The following is a 16,084-nucleotide window of genomic DNA, read 5'->3' as shown; positions in this document are numbered from 1 at the left end:
GCCGACGGGCGCCCGTGTTCCTTCCCTTGTTGTCCCAGGCCTGGCCGCTGCCGCCACCGGAGAGTCCGGGGCGGCGCGACGGGCGCTCAGCGAAACCGACCATGACTCCCCATCCTCACGCCTTGCGACGCGCCCCGGACCGGTTCTCCTCGATGCGGCCTTCGGTCTGGCGCCTGATCGACGACCGGGTCGCGCTGCCCGCGCTGCGCCCGGCCCCACGGCCGGTGGCGGCGCCGACGCCGGGCGTGCAGCTGCAGCAGCATCTCGTGGCGCAGTACGCACCGCTGCAACGGCGCCTCGAACGGCAGCTCGGCTGCGCGGACCTGGCCAGCGAATGCCTGCACGAGGCCTGGCTGCGGCTGGGCGAATGCACGCTGCAGGAGGTGCCCGCGAACCCCGACGCCTACGTGTACCGCGTGGCGTCCAACCTCGCGATGGACCGCATCCGCGCGCGCAAGCGCTGGCAGGGCGTGAGCGCGGAGGGCGCCGACCTGGAGGCGATGGCCGACCCGCGCCCCGGCCCGGCGCAGATCGCGCAGGCGCGCTCGGACGTCGCCGCCATCGACCGCGCCATGGCACGCCTGCCGCAGCGCCATCGTTCGGTGCTGCTGGCGCTGCGCTGGCACGAGATGTCGCGCCAGGACGTGGCCCGGCGCCAGGGCACGACGGCGCGGCGGGTCGACACCACGCTGCGGCAGGCGCTGGCCGAATTGCGTCGGGACGGCGCGGCAACGTGAAGGGAGCGAACAAGATGAAGTGGATGTCGCCGTTGCGGGTCACCATGCAGGAGCTCGATGCCCGGCTCTCGAAGATCGTCGAGCGCGCGCGCGAAGGCCCGGTGGCGGTCAACCGCTACGGCTCGCCCTGGGTCTGGATCGTGAGCCACCAGGCCTGGGTGCAGGCCGACAACCTGCGCGCGCTGGTGCCCCAGAGCCACCCGCTGGTGGCACTGCGCGACCAGGTGGAAGACACGCTGCGCCACGAGCGCACGCTGCTGGCCGAGCTGGAGCGCCAGCATGGCGGCACGGTCGATGCGGCGACGCTGTTCAAGAGCCTGATGCTGCAGATCATCTATTCGCTCGAAGACGCGCAGAAGGTGCACGAGAGCCTGGCCTACAACATGCTCTTTCGCTGGTTCGTGGGCTTCGAGCGCTTTGCCGACGAGCTGCCCGCGCGCGCCGCCTTTGCGCGCGAACTCGAAGCCTTCGGCGGCGATCCGCGTGCGGTGCGTGTCGTGACGCGGGCGCTGTCGGGCGCCTTCCTGCCGGAGTCGGGCGACGGCGATTTCCGCGTCAACCGCGGGCTGCTGCATGCGCTGTCGAACTGGGCCTCGGCGCCGGATGCGCGCCCGCGCGAAACGGCGCCCTGAGCGCCGCGAAGGTTCAGGGCGCGACGCGCACGATGCCGGGCGCCGTGGGCAGCACCGGCGCGGCGATGCGCAGCGAGGTGCCGGCCTTGTCGACCGTCACCGCGTCGGCCTCGATGCCTGCCAGCGTGAGCGCGCGGCCCAGCGCATCGCCGACCCGGTAGGGCTGCGGCGCGCCGTCGTTCACCGACAGCACGGCCACGCCGGCCTGGCCCGCGCCCTTGATCAAGCCCTTGACCGCGATGTTCGCGCGGACCTCGCCGGGCCCGAACCAGGCGGCGAGCGCATCGGCCGTGGGATCGGCGACAGCGGCCTGCGCGGGCGCGGCGCGCACCGGCGGCGCGGCCGGCGTGAGCAGCCGGGCCCATGTCACGACACCGGCCACGACCAGCGACAGGCCCGCGGCATGAACGAGAAGGCGGGCGGAGGGGGGCGTGAAAGGGCGCATGGTGAAGGGCGGTCAGCGGGCCGCGAGGGCGGCGGGCACCCCCTGTGTCTATCACGCGGGCGTTGGGGTTTCGTGTCAGCACTGCGTTTCATCGCGGCATCACGCAGCCTGCCTAGCATCGGCCGCATGGCGTGTTTCCACGACGGGATGACGAGCGGCATGCGACCACGCATGGGCGGGGAGCGCGGCTTCTCGCTGATCGAACTGATGATCGTGCTGGTCATCGTCGGCATCGCCACCGCCGCGATCGGCCTGGGCATCGCGCCCGACCCCGCGCAGGAACTGCGGCGCGACGCGCGCGAACTGGTGCGGCACCTGGCCGTGGCGCAGAACGAGGTGCGCGTGGACGGCCGCACGATCGCGTGGCAGGCCGATGCCGAGGGCTACCGCTTTGCGCGCGGCACCTGGGTGCAGCGCGGCGGCAGCGCGATCCCGCAGGTGACGACGCTCGGCGCGCTCGACACCTTTGCCGCCGACGACGAACTGCGCCCGCGCGGCTGGCGCGTGGGGCCCGTCGAGGTCGTGCCGGCGGGGCCGGTCGTGCTCACGTCGGAGCCCGTGGGCGCCAGCTGGCAACGCGAACTGCGGCATGGCGCGGCCACGGTGACGGTGACGCGGGATGCGTCCGGGGCGTTTCATGTGCGCTAAGAACCGCGGCTTCACGCTGATCGAAATCCTCATCGCGCTGACCATCGTGAGCATCGCGCTGGCCGCGATCGTGCGCGCCTCGAGCCTCACCATCGGCAACCTCGGCCTGCTGGAGCGGCAGTCGCTGGCGATGCTGTCGGCGGGCAACCAGCTGGCGGAACTGCAACTGGGCGGCGCGCCCACCACGCCGGGCGTGTCGCGCAGCGACTGCCCGCAAGGCGGAATCCGCTTCGTCTGCCGGCTGGAGGTCGGGACCGTGGTCGATGGCTTGCGGCCGGTGCGCGTGCAGGTCTACGCGGCCGATGACGAAGACCGGCTGCTGGCCACGCTGCACACACGCAGCGCACCGCCATGAAGCGCACGCAGCGCGGCTTCACGCTGGTCGAAGTGATGATCGCCATCGCGCTCATGGCCGTGCTCGCCGTGATGTCCTGGCGCGGCCTGGACAGCGTGAGCCGCGCGAACGACCAGCTCGAAGACCGCACCGAGCGCGTGGCCCGGCTGCTGCGCGCGCTGGACCAGTTCGAGCGCGACGTGGCTTTGCGAGCGACCACCGAGCTGCCGGTGCCGGCGACTGCATCGGCGAATCCTTCGGCCGCCGCGCCGCTGCTGCCGGTGGCGATGCAGGCGCGCCAGCCGAACGGCGCACCGTTCGTGGTCGAGATCGTGCGCACCGCGCCGGCCGCGCCCGGGCAGTGGCAGCGCGTGCAATGGTGGGTGCGCGGCGATGTGCTCTACCGCGCGGCGGGGCCCGTGTCGGCCGTGTTCCCGCTGCAGGCGCCCGAGCCTGCGGACCGGGTGGCGGTGCTCGACGGTGTCGCCACCTTCCAGCTGCGCGCCTGGGAGCCCGGCCTGGGCTGGCGCCGCCTGCCCGGCGTGGCGCCGGCACGCGCACCGGCCACCGGGGTGGAACTGCTGCTGGCGGTGTCGGCGGGCAACGACGCCACGCCGCGGTCGTTCCGGCGCGTGCTGGCGTTCTGAACTGCGTCAGGCCTCAGGTGCGCGCAGGCGCGGCTCCCAGTCTTCGACGCGCCCCGCGTCCACCCGCTTGCGAAAGGTGGCGCGCCAGCGCTCGGCCAAAGCGGGCAGGGCGGCGGCCTGTTCCCATTCGGGGGCGAAGCGCGCGTCGCGCGAGAACAGCAGCGCGATGAGGCGCGACAGCGGCCACTCGGGATGCGGGCGTTCCACGCGCGTGGCCAGGGCGCCGGCCCGCACCCAGCCGGGTTCGAGCACGCGGTAGTACCAGCCCGTGCAGCCGCGCGCCTGCATCTCGCGCGCCATGCCGGGCCTGCCGAAGTGCGCATCGAGCTTCCAGCACGGCTGCCGGCCCTGCGACACCTGCACGCGCGCGTCGCCGAGCTGGACCACGTCGCCGATGCACACGGTCGATTCGTTCCAGCCCGTGGTCGAGATGTTCTCGCCGAAGGCGCCCGCGTGCGCCAGCAGCTCGGTGCGGTGGCCACCCGCCGCCCAGCCCGCGTAGTGCTCGCGCGGGTAGTGGTGCACGGCCTTCTCTACACCGCCGTGGATGCGCAGGTCGGCCTGCGCGTCGCCCTGCAGGCCGGTGGGCGACAGCCACAGCGCATCGGCCGTGGGCGTCTTGCGGATGCCGCTGCGCGAACGGCCGTCGGGCAGCAGGACCACGGGGCCGACCAGCAGCGCGTCGATGGGCAGGGCGGGCTGCGTCATGCGAGCGGGTCCAGCCATGCGGTCAGCATGCGCGTCGCGGCATCGGAGCGCACCTCGGCCAGCTCGGCGCTGCGGGCGCGCAGCGCGGGGATGTCGATGCCGGCCGCGGCCAGTTCGTGGTGGTGCCCGATGAGCCAGGGCTCGATGCGCGCGGGGTCGGCCTCGGGATGGAACTGCAGCGCGAGCGCATGGCGGCCGTGGCGGAAGGCCTGGTGCGGCGTGCGTGCGGTGCTGGCGAGCAGTTCGGCGCCGGGCGGCAGGTCGAAGGTGTCGCCGTGCCAGTGCAGCACGGGTTCGCCCTCCAGCGCCGCGAGGCACGAGGCCTGGCCCGCCGCGCTCAGGTCGACCGGCGCCCAGCCGATCTCCGTGTGCCCCGACGGATACACGCCCGCGCCGAGCGCACGGGCCATGAGCTGCGCGCCCAGGCACAGACCCAGCGTGGGGCGCTGCAGCGCAAGCCGTTCGCGCAGGCCGGCGATCTCTTCTGCGAGCCAGGGGTAGGTCGCCGTGTCGTACGCCCCGATGGGGCCGCCGAGCACCACGACGAGGTCGGCGTGGCGCCACTCGTCAACGCTGAGCGCGGACGGGCCCGCCTGCCGGTAGTCGATAACGTGGCCGGCCTGGGTGAGCACGTTGGCGAAGCGTCCGAGGTCTTCGAAAGCGAGGTGTTGCAGGGCGATGCATGGCATGCGGCGAGTGTCCTTTCTTCTTTCAGGCGCGGCAGGCGGTGTCGTCGCACGGGCCGTCTGGCGATGCATCGCTCGCAGGCTGCGCGATGAGGTGCGCAGGCGCCTCCTCGGCCGCCAGCTGCCCGATGGCAGCGCCCAAGGCCATGTCGTCGATCAACCCGAAGTGGCTCATGCGCAGGCGCCCCTGCCGGTCGACCAGCACCGTGCTCGGCGTGCCCTGCCACTGGTAGTCGCGCATCGTGGCGGGAATGCCGCCGGTGGGCGAGGGCTGGTCGATGCCGATGGGGAAGCCCAGTCGGTACTCGCGCACGAAGGCGTCGAGCGCGGCGGGCGTCATGACGTCGTGGTGCTCGAACACCGAGTGCAGGCCGATCACCGCGACGTCTTTCGCGGCGAAGAGCTGCCGCGTCTTCTTCGCCTGCGGCAGGCCGTGCGACACGCAGGCCGGGCACAGCATCTGGAACGCATGCAGCACCACGACCCGGCCGCGCAGCGACGCGAGCGTGACGGGCGCGTCGGTGTTGAGCCACTGCGCGACCTGCAGCTCGGGCGCCTCGGGGCGTGGCCAGGCCATGTCAGGCCGTCTCGGTGCGCAGCTTCACCTGCGGGAAATCCACCGGCACCTGGAAGGCCACGTTCACGTAGTTGGTGAACAGGTTCAGCGCGACGTGGGCCAGGATCTCGACGATGTGCCGGTCGTCGAAGCCCACGGCGCGCAGGGCCTGCACGTCGGCGTCGTTCACCTGGCCGCGTGCGTCGACGAGCTTGAGCGCAAAGCGCAGTTCCGCCGCCGTGCGCGGGTCGGTCGATTCGCCGGCCTGCGCGGCCGTCATGTCGGCGGCCGACACGCCCGCCTTGCGGCCCAGCGCGGTGTGCGCTGCAAGACAGTAGTGGCAGGCGTTGCGGTCGGCCACGGCCACGGCGATCTGCTCGCCGAGCTGCGCCGGAATGACGCCGCCGCCGAGCGCGCCGAACGATCCCCAGAGGCTGCGCAGCGCCGCGGGCGAGTTGGCGACGGCGCGGAACATGTTCGGCGTGGCGCCGAAGGCACCGTGGATCTGGGAGAGCAGGACCTGGGCGTCGCCGGTGGCGGCGGTGTCCGAGACGAGGTGGATTCGGGACATGAAGACTTCCTTTCAGGGGTGGTGACAGCAATGACGTTGATGGCAGTGTCTTCCAGCAGTCCGTATGATTTGAATGCTTTCATCCATTCAACATACCTTTTCGTCCAATGTCGGCCCAGACTCCTCCGCCCATCGACAGGCTCTCGTCCCTGCTCGAGCGTTTCCGTGTGCGGGCCCACCTGTTCCACACGGGGCCGCTGTGCGGCGTGACGCACTTCGCGGCGAAAGAGGGGCGCAGCTTCCTGCATGTGATGCGGCGCGGCGAGATGGTGGTCACGCATTCGGCGCCGTCGGTGCGCGCGGCCAGCGTGCCGCGCAAGCTGGTCGTGAAGGAGCCCAGCCTGCTGTTCTACCCGCGCCCGCTGGCGCACGACTTTCACAACGCGCCCACCGAAGGCTCGGACTTCGTCTGCGCCACGGTCGACTTCGACGGCGGCGAGGCGCACCCGCTGGTGCGCGCCTTGCCGCCGCTGGTGCGGCTGCCGCTGCACGCGGTCGACGGCCTCGAAGCTTCGCTGGCGCTGCTGTTCGCGGAAACCGGGCGCGTGCTGTGCGGGCACCGGCTGCTGGCCGACCGGCTGTTCGAGGTGGTGCTGATCCAGCTGCTGCGCTGGCTGCTCGACCATCCGCAGGAGAGCGGCGTGCCCGCCGGCCTGCTGACGGGCCTGGGCGATCCGCAGCTGGCGCGCGTGCTGGTCGCGCTGCACGAGCGCCCGGGCGAGCCCTGGCCGCTCGAACAGATGGCCACCGAGGCCGGCATGTCGCGCAGCGCGTTCGCGGCGCGCTTCAAGTCGGTGGTGGGCGCGACGCCCGCCGACTACCTCGCGCAGTGGCGCCTGACGATCGCGCAGGCCGAGCTGCGCACGGGCGCGTCGGTCAAGGCGATTGCCGACAGCCTCGGTTACGCGAACGCTTCGGCGCTGTCGCGCCTGTTCGCGCAGAAGGTGGGCGTGTCGCCGCGCGAATGGCTCGCGCGGCAGTCTGCTTGAACGTTCAGTTCGCGGCGCTCAGGAAGCGCTCGGTCAGCAGCACCCAATAGGCGCCGCCCACGGCAACGTTGCTGTCGTTGAAGTCATAGCCCGGGTTGTGGACCATGCAGGCGCCGTGCGCGTCGCCGTCGCCATTGCCGATGAGCAGGTAGCAACCGGGCACGCGCTCCAGCATGAAGGCGAAGTCTTCGCTGCCCGGCAGCGGTGGCGTCTGCCAGGTGACCTGCGCCGGGCCCACGAGTTCTTCGGCCACGGTGCGCGCGAAGGCGGTTTCTTCGGGCGTGTTGACCAGCACCGCGTAGCCGGGCCGCCAGTCGATCTGCGCCTGCACGCCGAAGCTCTCGGCCTGCGCGGCCACCAGCGCCTTGATGCGGGTTTCGATCTTCTTGCGCACCTCGCGGTCGAGGGCGCGCACGCTCAGCTCGAGCACGGCGCTCTGCGGGATCACGTTGTTGGCCTTGCCCGCATGGATGGCGCCCACCGTGACCACCGCCATCTGCAGCGGATCGATGTTGCGCGAGACCACGCTCTGCAGCGCCATCACGGTGCTGGCCGCGGCCACGATGGGGTCGGCCGCGCGGTGCGGCATGGCGCCATGGCCGCCCACGCCGGTGAGGGTGATGGTGGCGTAGTCGGACGAGGCCATGGCCGGGCCTTCGCGCATTGCCAGCCGGCCCTGCGCCATGCCGGGCATGTTGTGCATCGCGAAGATGGCGTCGCAGGGGTAGCGCTCGAACAGGCCGTCGTCGATCATGCGCACCGCGCCGCCGCCGCCTTCCTCGGCGGGCTGGAAGATCAGGTTCAGCGTGCCGTCGAAGCGGCCGCGTTCGGCCAGGTGCTGCGCCGCCGCCAGCAGCATCGCCGTGTGGCCGTCGTGGCCGCAGGCGTGCATCACGCCCGTGTGCGCGCTGGCGTAGGCCAGGCCCGTGGCTTCGTCGATGGGCAGGGCGTCCATGTCGGCGCGCAAGCCGAGGCGGCGCGTGCCGCTGCCGCGCACCAGCCGGCCCACCACGCCCGTGCCGCCCACGTGGCGCTCGACGGTGTAGCCCCAGGCCTGGAGCTTCTCGGCCACCAGCGCCGAGGTGCGGTGCTCGTCGAAGCCGAGTTCGGGGTGCTGGTGGATGTCGCGGCGGATGCCGATGAAGGTGTCGGCGCTGGCGTGCAGGTCGTTCAGGAGGGGGGTGGTGCTCATTGGGGTTCCAGGCGGATGGACTTGGCGATGTCGCGGTAGCGCGCGGTTTCGGCTTCGTAGAACTTCGCCGATTCGGCCAGCGTCGTCTGCGGCGAGGCCAGCTGCGTCTGGGCCGCGAGCTGCTCGCGCACGCTGGTTTCCTTCAGCGCCGCGCCGACGGCCTGGTGCAGCTTCTGCACCACGTCCTCGGGCGTGTTCTTGCGCACGAAGAAGCCGCTCCAGGTCTTGTAGTTGAAGTTCTTCAGCTCCTTGCCTTCGCTGGCGGTGGGCACGTTCCTCAGCAGCTCCGAGCGCTGTCCGCCGAGCTGGCCGAGGATCTTCAGCCGGCCCTGGTCGGCCAGCGCGCCCATGGCGGCGCTGTACACCAGCACGGCAAAGTCGACCTGGCCGCCGCCGATATCCTGCAGCAGCGGCGCGTTGCCCTTGTAGGGCGCGTGCATGAGCTTCACGCCGGTGTCCAGCTGCACCTTCTCGAGGATCAGGTGGTAGAGCGAGCCGATGCCCACGCTGCCGTACGACAGCGGCTTGTCGGGCGACTTGCGCGCCAGGGCAATGAGTTCGTCGACGCTGTTGGCCGGCAGGTCCTTGCGGGCGACGAAGACCATCACGGCCTCGGCCACCGGGTGCACCATGCGGAAGTCTTCGGCCTTGAGCTTCACGGCCGCATTGGCCAGCGGCGCCAGGATGATCTCGTTGGGCGAGCCCTGGAAGAGGTAGTAGCCGTCGGCCGGCGCGGCCAGCACCTTCTGCGCGGCCATGGCGCCGCTCACGCCGCCCAGGTTCTCCACGACCACCTGCTGGCCCAGCGCCTTGCCCAGCGGCACGGTGAAGATGCGCGCGGTGGCGTCCGAGGGGCCGCCGGCCGGGTAGGGAACCATCAGGTTCACGGGCTTGGCGGGAAAGCCGTCGGCGCGGGCGGGGCCCGCGGCCAGCAGCATCAGCCCGCAGCCGAGCAGCAGCGCGGATCGGAAGAGCGAAGTCGTCGTCAAAGTCATGTCTCCTGGGGTGGTGCCGGCTCGTGGGGCCGGATGCAGGGGAATGCTAGGAGCGGCCCGACGCAACGTCCAATGCATTGTTGGCTGCATTAGCATGAGTCCAATGCATTCCTGAAAACGAGGCTTTCGCCATGACGCTGGTTCAACTGAGGCACCTGATTTCGCTGGCCCACACGGGCTCGTTCAGCCAGTCGGCGCAGGCGCTGCACCTGACGCAGCCCGCGCTCAGCCGCAGCGTGCGCGCGCTCGAGGACGAGCTGGGCATGCCGCTGTTCGACCGCATCGGTCGGCGCAACGAACTCACGGCCTTCGGGCGCGAGGTGCTGGAGCGCGCGCGGCTCTTGGTGTCGGAGGCCGAGGCGCTGCGCGACCGTGGCCGGCAGATGCGCGAAGGCGAGGGCGGCACGGTGCGCATCGGGCTGGGCTCGGGGCCGGGCGCGCTGCTGATGACGCCCTTTTTGCTGCACATGGCGACGCACCACCCGGCCGTGCGCACCGTGATCGCGCGCGGCAGCACCGACCTGCTGGCGCAGGCGCTGCGCGAGCGCAGCCTCGATGCGCTGGTGGTCGATGCGCGCGCGCTCAAGCCCGCGCCCGATCTCACACTGACGCAGGTCTACGAGATGCGCGCCGGCTTCATGTGCCGCCGCGGCCATCCGCTCACGCGGCTGCGCAAGGGCGTGAGCTTCGAGGCGGTGCAGCGCTACCCGATCGCCTCCACGCCGCTGAGCGACGAGGTGGCGCGCGGGCTGGTCGAGACCTACGGCCCGCAGGCGCATCCCGCGCACTGCGTGACGCTGCAATGCGAAGAAGTGCCCAGCATCGCCGACGTGGTGCGCCAGAGCGACACGGTGCTGCTGGCGGTGCACGCGACGGCGCCCGACCTGGTCCGGCTGCGGATGGAGCCGCCGATGCGCGGCACGGCGCGCTTCGGGTTGGTGACGCTGCGCCAGCGCACGGAGGCGCCGGCGCTGGCGATTCTTCGGCGGTTGATGCAGGAGCAGATGGCAGAGGATTGAGGCGCCGTCGGTTCAGGATGCAGCCATCGCCGACAGCGCAAGCTGGAGTTCGTCCAGCAGGTCCGCCACGCGCATGTGATCCGAAGCGGTGTCGCCGCGGGCGATGTCTTCCAACGCCTCGGCAGGCGCCGCCACGGCCGCGGCGTCGACCATCAAGGCCGCGCCCCTGATCCGGTGCGCATGGTGCGCCGCGCTCGCGGTGTCGCCCGCAGCGAACGCCCGACGCAAGGCCGCAAGGTCTTCCGCCATGGCCTCGTGAAACTGCGGCGGCAAGGCCGTGTCGGGACGTTGCGGCGACGACGGCGCGCCGCCCAGCCAGAGCTGCAGCATGCTCGACAGCTCGTCCAGCCGCAGCGGCTTCTTGAGCACGCCGTCCATCCCGCTTTCCATGCATTCGTCGAGGTGCGCCGAGTCGGTCGCGGCCGAGATCGCGATCACGGGCAGATGGGTGGCGCCTGCCTCGCGCTCACGCTCCCGGAGGCGGCGCGTCGCTTCATAACCGTTCATCCCGGGCATGTGGCAGTCCATGAGCACGAGCGCAAAAGGATGCGGCGGCGCGAGCGCGGCCAGCGCCGCCGCGCCGTCGGCCTCGATGCGGGCGTCGTAGCCCAGCAGGCGCAACTGCTCCGCGATGATGAACTGGTTGCCCGGATGGTCCTCCACGACCAGCACGGTGGCCGCAGGACCGGAAGGCGGCTTGCCACGCGCCGCAGCGGCATCCTTGGACAGTTCTTGTGGGGGCGACACAAGCTTCACCGGCAGGGCGAACTCGACCGAGGTGCCCGCACCGAGCCGGCTGGTCAACCGGATCTCGCCGCCCATCAATTCGACCAGCTCCTTGCAGATGGTCAGCCCCAGGCCGGTGCCGCCGAAGCGCCGCGTGGTGGAGCTGTCGGCCTGCGAATAGGCATCGAAGAGGGTGGCCTGCTGCGAGGGCGCAATGCCGATGCCGGTGTCGCTCACCGTGACCGTCAGCAGCCCGTTCATGTCGCCGTCGTCCAGAAGCTCCAGTGTCACGTCGATGCGCCCGCGCTCGGTGAACTTCACGGCATTGCCCAGCAGGTTGAGCAGCACCTGCCGCAACCGCGTGGGGTCGATCAGCACCTGCCGGCCCGACGGGTTGTGCGTGCGCACCGCGATGACCAGCGGCTTGTCCTGCGCGTTCACGCGCGCCACATGCGCCACCTTCTGCGCCAGCGTGTCGACGTCGGTGGGCACCAGTTCCAGCGCGAGGCGCCGGGCGTCCAGCTTCGAGAGGTCGAGCACATCGTCCAGCAGCGACAGCAGGGCCTCGGCCGCCGCCGAGGCGGTGCGCGTGAAGCGCTTCTGGCGCGCATCCAGCGGCGTGTGGGCCAGCATCTCGATGGAGGCCAGCACCGCGTTCATGGGCGTGCGGATCTCGTGGCTCATGACCGCCAGGAAGTTCGACTTGGTGCGCTCGCTCTTCTGTGCGGCGCGCTGCGCCACGCGGGCGCGCCAGGCGAACCAGCCGAGCAGCACGACGCCGCCGAGCAGCAGCAACAGCTGCGGCAGGCGGTAGCGCACGATCGACAGCAGCGACGGCTCGCCGAAGTCGGTCTGCTCCAGCCACCGGTCGTTCATCTGGCCCGTCTCCGCGGCCGAGAGGCTGGCGAGCGACTTCTCCACGATCGAATGCAGCAGCGGCAGGTCGGCGCGAACGCCCATCTGGGCCAGGTACAGCAGGTCGCCCACCGTGCCGGAGATGCTCAGCCGGCTCGCATACCTGCGGCGCATCATGGGCAGGAACACCGCGTCGGAGCCGATGGCCGCATAGGCCTGGCCTGAGATCACAGCATCGAGGCTCTCCATCGGTTCGCTGGTGGGCAGCACGCGCACGCCGGGGTAGCGATCGGCAAAGACATGCTCGTAGGAGCCCCCGCCGCGCACGGCCGCCACCTTGCCCTCCAGGTCCTTCATGTGCAGGACGATCGGGGCATCGGTGCGCGTGACGATGAGGGTCTGCGCCACGAAGAAGGGATCGGTCAGGCGCAGCCGGGCGCCGACCTCGCGCGTGGTGCGCTGGGCGCTGGCGTTGGGGAACATGTCGACCTTGCCGTCCAGAAAAGCCTGCAGGGCTTCCTGCCAGTCGTGGGTGGCGTGCAGCTCGAAGCGCAGGCCCGACTTGCGGGCGACCGCGTCGAGGTACTCGGCGATCAAACCCTTGTAGCGGCCGTGCTCGATGGACTCCAGCGGGCTCAGCCGGGTGTCGGCGGCATAGCGCACGACGGGGTTGGCGTTCATCCAGCGATGCTCTTCCTCGGTGAAGACGGGCTGCGCCTGTGCCCACGCGGGGCCGGCGGGGAGGGCCATCGCGCCGCACATCGCCCATCGCGCCGTTCGCCCGAGAGTGAGCCAGGGATTCATGTCTTGTCCAGCTGGTGGCGGATCTTGAACAGCTCGTTGTCCGTGCGGATGCCCAGCTTGCGGAACGCCGCGTGTTTCTGCGTGCTGATGGTGTTCACGTTGCGAGAGAACTTCGCCGCGATCTGCGTGACCGACAGGCCTTCCAGGCAGCAGCGCAGCACCTCGCGCTCGCGCGGGGACAGCAGGGGATGCGCCGTGAGCGCGTCGGCGTCGGTGTGGTGCGAGGCTGCTTCGGAATGGGTCGCGATGTCCGCCGCCATGTCGGGATGCAGGTGGATGCGGCCCTTGGCCACCGTGCGCACGGCCGCCACCACCTCGCCGAGTTCCTGGCTCTTGCCGACGTAGCCGCGCGCGCCGGCCTTCAGCGCCAGTGCCACGGTGGCCGCGCCGTAGTGCGCGGAGATGACGATCGTCTGGCTGAGCGGATGCCGGACCTTCAGCGCCCGCAGGAGGTTGAGCCCGTCGATGTCGGAAGGGCCGAGCGAGAAATCCATCAGCACGATGTCGGCTGGCAGGGCGGCCAGGGCATCGAGCAGTTCGCGGCTGGTGCCATGGCTGCCGACCACCGACAGGTCGGGTTCATCCGCCAACCTGGTGACCAGGCCATGCCGGACGACCTCGTGGTCGTCGAGCACCATCAGGCGAAGCGGTTGCGCGGCGAGGTGGTGTGCCATGGGGTCCCTCCCAGTGGGCGGATCGTAGGACGCTCGCCTGCACGTCGACACCATCACAACGGGGGGATGCGTGGCCGCCACCGTTTCGAAATTTAGAACGATCCATACGTCGAGCCGCCGGTTTTTCGATGCATTTCTATATCGGGAAAAGCGCCCGATCAGAACAATCGACGGGCAGCAACGGCCTCACAGGCTCCGGCTTTTTTCCAGAGGCGCAAGGCCCTTGGAAGCTGAGAACCGGCGCATCGATTTTTTGGATATGGGCCCGTTCCGATGGTGTCGAAAGCATCGTGTCGGGTCCATGGGTGGTCTCAACGAATTCGTCGTTGAAACTTTTTTTGAAGTTCTAAGGAAATACTCGTGAAGAAAATTGCAACTCTTGCCGCCATTGCCGGCGTGGCCGCCGTGATGATTGCGCCGATCCATGCGAACGCCGAAAGCGCCGAACTCCGGATCACCGGCGCCATCGTGCCGGCCGCCTGCAAGCCCGCCTTCGCAGGCGGCGGCGTGGTCGACTACGGTGTCATGTCTGCCGGCTCGCTGAACCCCACGGCCCAGACCACGCTGGCGGACAAGTCGATCCAGCTGACCCTGAGCTGCGAGGCGTCGGCGCTGTTCGCCTTCAAGGTGATCGACGAACGCGCCGGGACCGCGGTCGCTTCGCTGGAAACCATCCCGGCGTATGGCGCGGACTCGAAGTTCGGCCTGGGCGCCGTGGATGGCAAGAACATCGGCACCTACTCGTTGCAGATCACGAACGAGACCGCCGATCAAGGCACCACCAAGCACATTCACAGTGCAGACGGCGGCACCACCTGGTCGGACTTTGCGGGTGGCCTGACCGTTGACGGCGGCAAGATCGTTTCATTCACCGGCAGCGCCACGGGATCGGTGCCAGGCGCCCACGCCTCCGTCACGGCCGACATCCGCGTGGTGACCGCCATCGACAAGGGCAGCAACCTGCCGTTGACCCAACGGATTCCGCTGGATGGCCTGTCGACGTTCGAGCTCGTCTACCTGTAAGCAACGGCCGACGAAGAGCCCGTCGATCCCCCTGCGCTCTTGGTTCTTCTGTCGTCAAACGCATCGTCTCGGGACCCTGGATGGGTCCCAGCGAATTCCCCGCTTGAGACTTTCTCGAAGCTCCTTAAGGAAAAATTTGTGAAGAGAATTGCAACCCTTGCTGCCATCTCCGGTGTGGCCGCCGTGATGTTCGCGCCGATCCATGCGAGCGCCGAAAGTGCCGAGCTCCGGATCGCCGGCACCATCGTGCCGGCCGCTTGCACGCCCGTTTTCACCGGCGGTGGCGTGGTCGACTACGGCGGCATTCCTGCCAGTTCGCTGAACCAGACGGCCCAGACCACGCTCGCGGAAAAGTCGACCCAACTGACCATGACCTGCGAGGCGCCTGTGCTGTTCGGCTTCAAGGTGGTCGACGAACGCGCCTCGACCGCGGTCACTTCGCTGACAACGATCGCGGGGTATGCACCGAACATGAAGTTCGGTTTGGGCGCCTCGGGTGGCAAGAACATTGGCGCCTACTCGTTGCAGGTGACGGGTCAGACCGCCGATGGCAGCAGCGTGTCTTCCCTTGAGAGCACGGACGGCGGCACCAGCTGGACGGTTCTTGGTCAACCCGCCCTGACAGGTGATGGGGGCAAGATCATTGCGTCCACCGGCAGCTCGGGACTTTCGCCGTCTGTTCACAAGTCTGTCACGACCAACATCCGCGTGGTGACCGCCATCGACAAGGGCAGCAACCTGCCGTTGACCCACGCGATCCCGCTGGACGGCCTGTCGACGTTCGAACTCGTCTACCTGTAAGCAACCGCCGACGAACACCCCGTCGATCCACCCCCTTGCTTCTTCTGCCGTCAAAGGCAGCGCTTCGGGGCTCTGGGCGGATCTCGACGAATCCTTCGTTGCCACCCTTCTTAAGTTCTTGAGGAAATATTCGTGAAAAAAATTGCAACTCTTGCCGCTGCCGCCTGCGCGGTCGCCGTGATGTTCGTGCCCGGCCAGGCGAGTGCCGAAGGCACCGAACTCCGCATCAGCGGCACCATCGTGCCGGCCGCTTGCACGCCCGCCTTTGCAGGCGGTGGCGTGATCGACTACGGCGGCATTCCTGCCAGTTCGCTGAACCAGACGGCCCAGACCACGCTCGCGGAAAAGTCGACCCAACTGACCATGACCTGCGAGGCGCCTGTGCTGTTCGGTTTCAAGGTGATCGACGAACGCGCCTCGACCGCGGTCACTTCGCTGACAACGATCGCGGGATTTCCCCCGAACAAGAAGCTCGGTTTGGGCGCCTCGGATGGCAAGAACATTGGCGCCTATTCGTTGCAGGTGACGAGTCAGACCGACGATGGCAACCCCACGGTGACCATTCAGAGCACAGACGGCGGCGCCTCCTGGTGGTACGGCGGCGACAACGGTTTGATGGGGGATGGAGGCCAGATCGTTTCATCCAAGAGAGCTGTGGGCACGGAAGGTGGGCCGGATGCTCGCAAGTCTGTCACGGCCAATATCCGTGTGGTGACCGCCATCGACAAGGGCAGCAACCTGCCGTTGACCCACGCGATCCCGCTGGACGGCCTGTCGACGTTCGAACTCGTCTACCTGTAAGCCACGCGGCTGAATCGGGCGGGTCTTGCGCCCGATACAGGGTTGTGCCGGGCAGTGCGCCTGGCACAACCCTCTCCAGGGCATCCCGTTCCCGGGCCCGCTGCGGCATTGAGAACCGGCCGGCATCGCGTCCAGACCGATCGGGATCGGCGCGGTGCCACCCCTGGCGCCACGGCTGACGAACAGCCGGTCGATCCATCCCCATTTTTTTGATTCTTCTCGAAAGCGCCCCTTTCGAGAC

General features: G+C 69.6%; 19 protein-coding genes. 10 read left to right on the top strand and 9 right to left on the bottom strand.

Going from position 1 to position 16,084, the window contains the following annotated elements; genetic code table 11:
• Positions 1-101 precede the first annotated feature (101 nt).
• Together AC07Q9_RS09925 and AC07Q9_RS09920 are read left to right on the top strand one after the other, a co-directional pair.
• Entirely contained in the window at positions 102-737 is a 636-nt protein-coding gene (locus AC07Q9_RS09925) for an RNA polymerase sigma factor (protein WP_495309108.1), read from the top strand.
• Positions 738-751: 14 nt separating this feature from the next.
• Positions 752-1,369: a transposase gene (locus AC07Q9_RS09920; protein WP_492683310.1), complete on the top strand. Its 618-nt coding sequence runs from the start codon at positions 752-754 to the stop codon at positions 1,367-1,369.
• Between the two features lie 13 nt (positions 1,370-1,382).
• Here the strand turns inward: AC07Q9_RS09920 and AC07Q9_RS09915 are convergent, their stop codons facing one another.
• A complete protein-coding gene (locus AC07Q9_RS09915) occupies positions 1,383-1,814 on the bottom strand; it encodes a type II secretion system protein N (RefSeq protein ID WP_495309106.1) in 432 nt (143 codons plus the stop codon).
• Positions 1,815-1,973: 159 nt separating this feature from the next.
• Here AC07Q9_RS09915 and AC07Q9_RS09910 point away from each other — a divergent pair, with 159 nt between their 5' ends.
• From AC07Q9_RS09910 to AC07Q9_RS09900, 3 genes are read left to right on the top strand one after another with little or no spacing between them, the layout of a single operon-like run.
• A complete protein-coding gene (locus tag AC07Q9_RS09910) occupies positions 1,974-2,462 on the top strand; it encodes a prepilin-type N-terminal cleavage/methylation domain-containing protein (protein WP_495309104.1) in 489 nt (162 codons plus the stop codon).
• A complete protein-coding gene (gene gspI / locus AC07Q9_RS09905; protein ID WP_495304868.1) occupies positions 2,452-2,817 on the top strand; it encodes a type II secretion system minor pseudopilin GspI in 366 nt (121 codons plus the stop codon). Before AC07Q9_RS09910 ends, gspI begins: the two co-directional genes overlap by 11 nt.
• A complete protein-coding gene (locus tag AC07Q9_RS09900) occupies positions 2,814-3,443 on the top strand; it encodes a type II secretion system protein GspJ (protein ID WP_495309102.1) in 630 nt (209 codons plus the stop codon). Before gspI ends, AC07Q9_RS09900 begins: the two co-directional genes overlap by 4 nt.
• 6 nt (positions 3,444-3,449) lie before the next feature.
• Here AC07Q9_RS09900 and AC07Q9_RS09895 read toward each other — a convergent pair whose 3' ends face one another.
• Genes AC07Q9_RS09895 through AC07Q9_RS09880 form a run of 4 tightly spaced genes read right to left on the bottom strand, consistent with a single transcriptional unit; the run spans position 3,450 to position 5,964 of the window.
• Positions 3,450-4,151: an MOSC domain-containing protein gene (locus tag AC07Q9_RS09895; RefSeq protein WP_495309100.1), complete on the bottom strand. Its 702-nt coding sequence runs from the start codon at positions 4,149-4,151 to the stop codon at positions 3,450-3,452.
• Positions 4,148-4,840, bottom strand: a complete 693-nt coding sequence (locus AC07Q9_RS09890) for a glutamine amidotransferase (RefSeq protein WP_495309098.1) — start codon at positions 4,838-4,840, stop codon at positions 4,148-4,150. The genes AC07Q9_RS09895 and AC07Q9_RS09890 overlap by 4 nt, the downstream gene beginning before the upstream one ends.
• Positions 4,841-4,862: 22 nt before the next feature.
• Positions 4,863-5,414: a redoxin family protein gene (locus AC07Q9_RS09885; RefSeq protein WP_495309096.1), complete on the bottom strand. Its 552-nt coding sequence runs from the start codon at positions 5,412-5,414 to the stop codon at positions 4,863-4,865.
• 1 nt (position 5,415) lies between these two features.
• Positions 5,416-5,964, bottom strand: coding sequence for a carboxymuconolactone decarboxylase family protein (locus tag AC07Q9_RS09880; RefSeq protein ID WP_495309094.1), 549 nt, complete (start codon positions 5,962-5,964; stop codon positions 5,416-5,418).
• A 107-nt stretch (positions 5,965-6,071) separates the two neighbouring features.
• Here AC07Q9_RS09880 and AC07Q9_RS09875 point away from each other — a divergent pair, with 107 nt between their 5' ends.
• A complete protein-coding gene (locus AC07Q9_RS09875; protein ID WP_495309092.1) occupies positions 6,072-6,953 on the top strand; it encodes an AraC family transcriptional regulator in 882 nt (293 codons plus the stop codon).
• 4 nt (positions 6,954-6,957) lie between these two features.
• On the opposite strand, the gene AC07Q9_RS09870 is transcribed toward AC07Q9_RS09875, so the two are convergent.
• Complete coding sequence (locus tag AC07Q9_RS09870; protein WP_495309090.1) at positions 6,958-8,145, bottom strand: M20 aminoacylase family protein; 1,188 nt, start codon at positions 8,143-8,145, stop codon at positions 6,958-6,960.
• Positions 8,142-9,140, bottom strand: a complete 999-nt coding sequence (locus AC07Q9_RS09865) for a tripartite tricarboxylate transporter substrate binding protein (RefSeq protein WP_495309088.1) — start codon at positions 9,138-9,140, stop codon at positions 8,142-8,144. Before AC07Q9_RS09865 ends, AC07Q9_RS09870 begins: the two co-directional genes overlap by 4 nt.
• 131 nt (positions 9,141-9,271) lie before the next feature.
• On the opposite strand from AC07Q9_RS09865, the gene AC07Q9_RS09860 reads away from it, so the two are divergent.
• Entirely contained in the window at positions 9,272-10,159 is an 888-nt protein-coding gene (locus AC07Q9_RS09860; protein WP_495309086.1) for a LysR family transcriptional regulator, read from the top strand.
• A gap of 12 nt (positions 10,160-10,171) precedes the next feature.
• On the opposite strand, the gene AC07Q9_RS09855 is transcribed toward AC07Q9_RS09860, so the two are convergent.
• Both AC07Q9_RS09855 and AC07Q9_RS09850 read right to left on the bottom strand, forming a co-directional pair.
• Positions 10,172-12,544, bottom strand: coding sequence for an ATP-binding protein (locus AC07Q9_RS09855; RefSeq protein ID WP_495309083.1), 2,373 nt, complete (start codon positions 12,542-12,544; stop codon positions 10,172-10,174).
• Positions 12,541-13,218, bottom strand: a complete 678-nt coding sequence (locus AC07Q9_RS09850) for a response regulator (protein ID WP_495309081.1) — start codon at positions 13,216-13,218, stop codon at positions 12,541-12,543. The genes AC07Q9_RS09855 and AC07Q9_RS09850 overlap by 4 nt, the downstream gene beginning before the upstream one ends.
• 360 nt (positions 13,219-13,578) lie before the next feature.
• Here AC07Q9_RS09850 and AC07Q9_RS09845 point away from each other — a divergent pair, with 360 nt between their 5' ends.
• From AC07Q9_RS09845 to AC07Q9_RS09835, 3 genes are all read left to right on the top strand, one after another.
• Positions 13,579-14,241 (top strand): DUF1120 domain-containing protein, encoded by a 663-nt coding sequence (locus AC07Q9_RS09845; protein ID WP_495309079.1) that lies wholly within the window; start codon positions 13,579-13,581, stop codon positions 14,239-14,241.
• 138 nt (positions 14,242-14,379) lie between these two features.
• A complete protein-coding gene (locus AC07Q9_RS09840; protein WP_495309077.1) occupies positions 14,380-15,042 on the top strand; it encodes a DUF1120 domain-containing protein in 663 nt (220 codons plus the stop codon).
• Between the two features lie 132 nt (positions 15,043-15,174).
• Positions 15,175-15,843 carry a DUF1120 domain-containing protein gene (locus AC07Q9_RS09835; protein ID WP_495309075.1) on the top strand — a complete coding sequence of 223 codons (669 nt, stop codon included), beginning with the start codon at positions 15,175-15,177 and terminating at the stop codon, positions 15,841-15,843.
• Positions 15,844-16,084 lie beyond the last annotated feature (241 nt).

It is taken from the genome of Variovorax sp. GW821-FHT09A10 (genome assembly GCF_059418385.1).
Note: the sequence above shows the minus strand (reverse complement) of the source record. Positions and strands in the feature narration are given on the sequence as shown.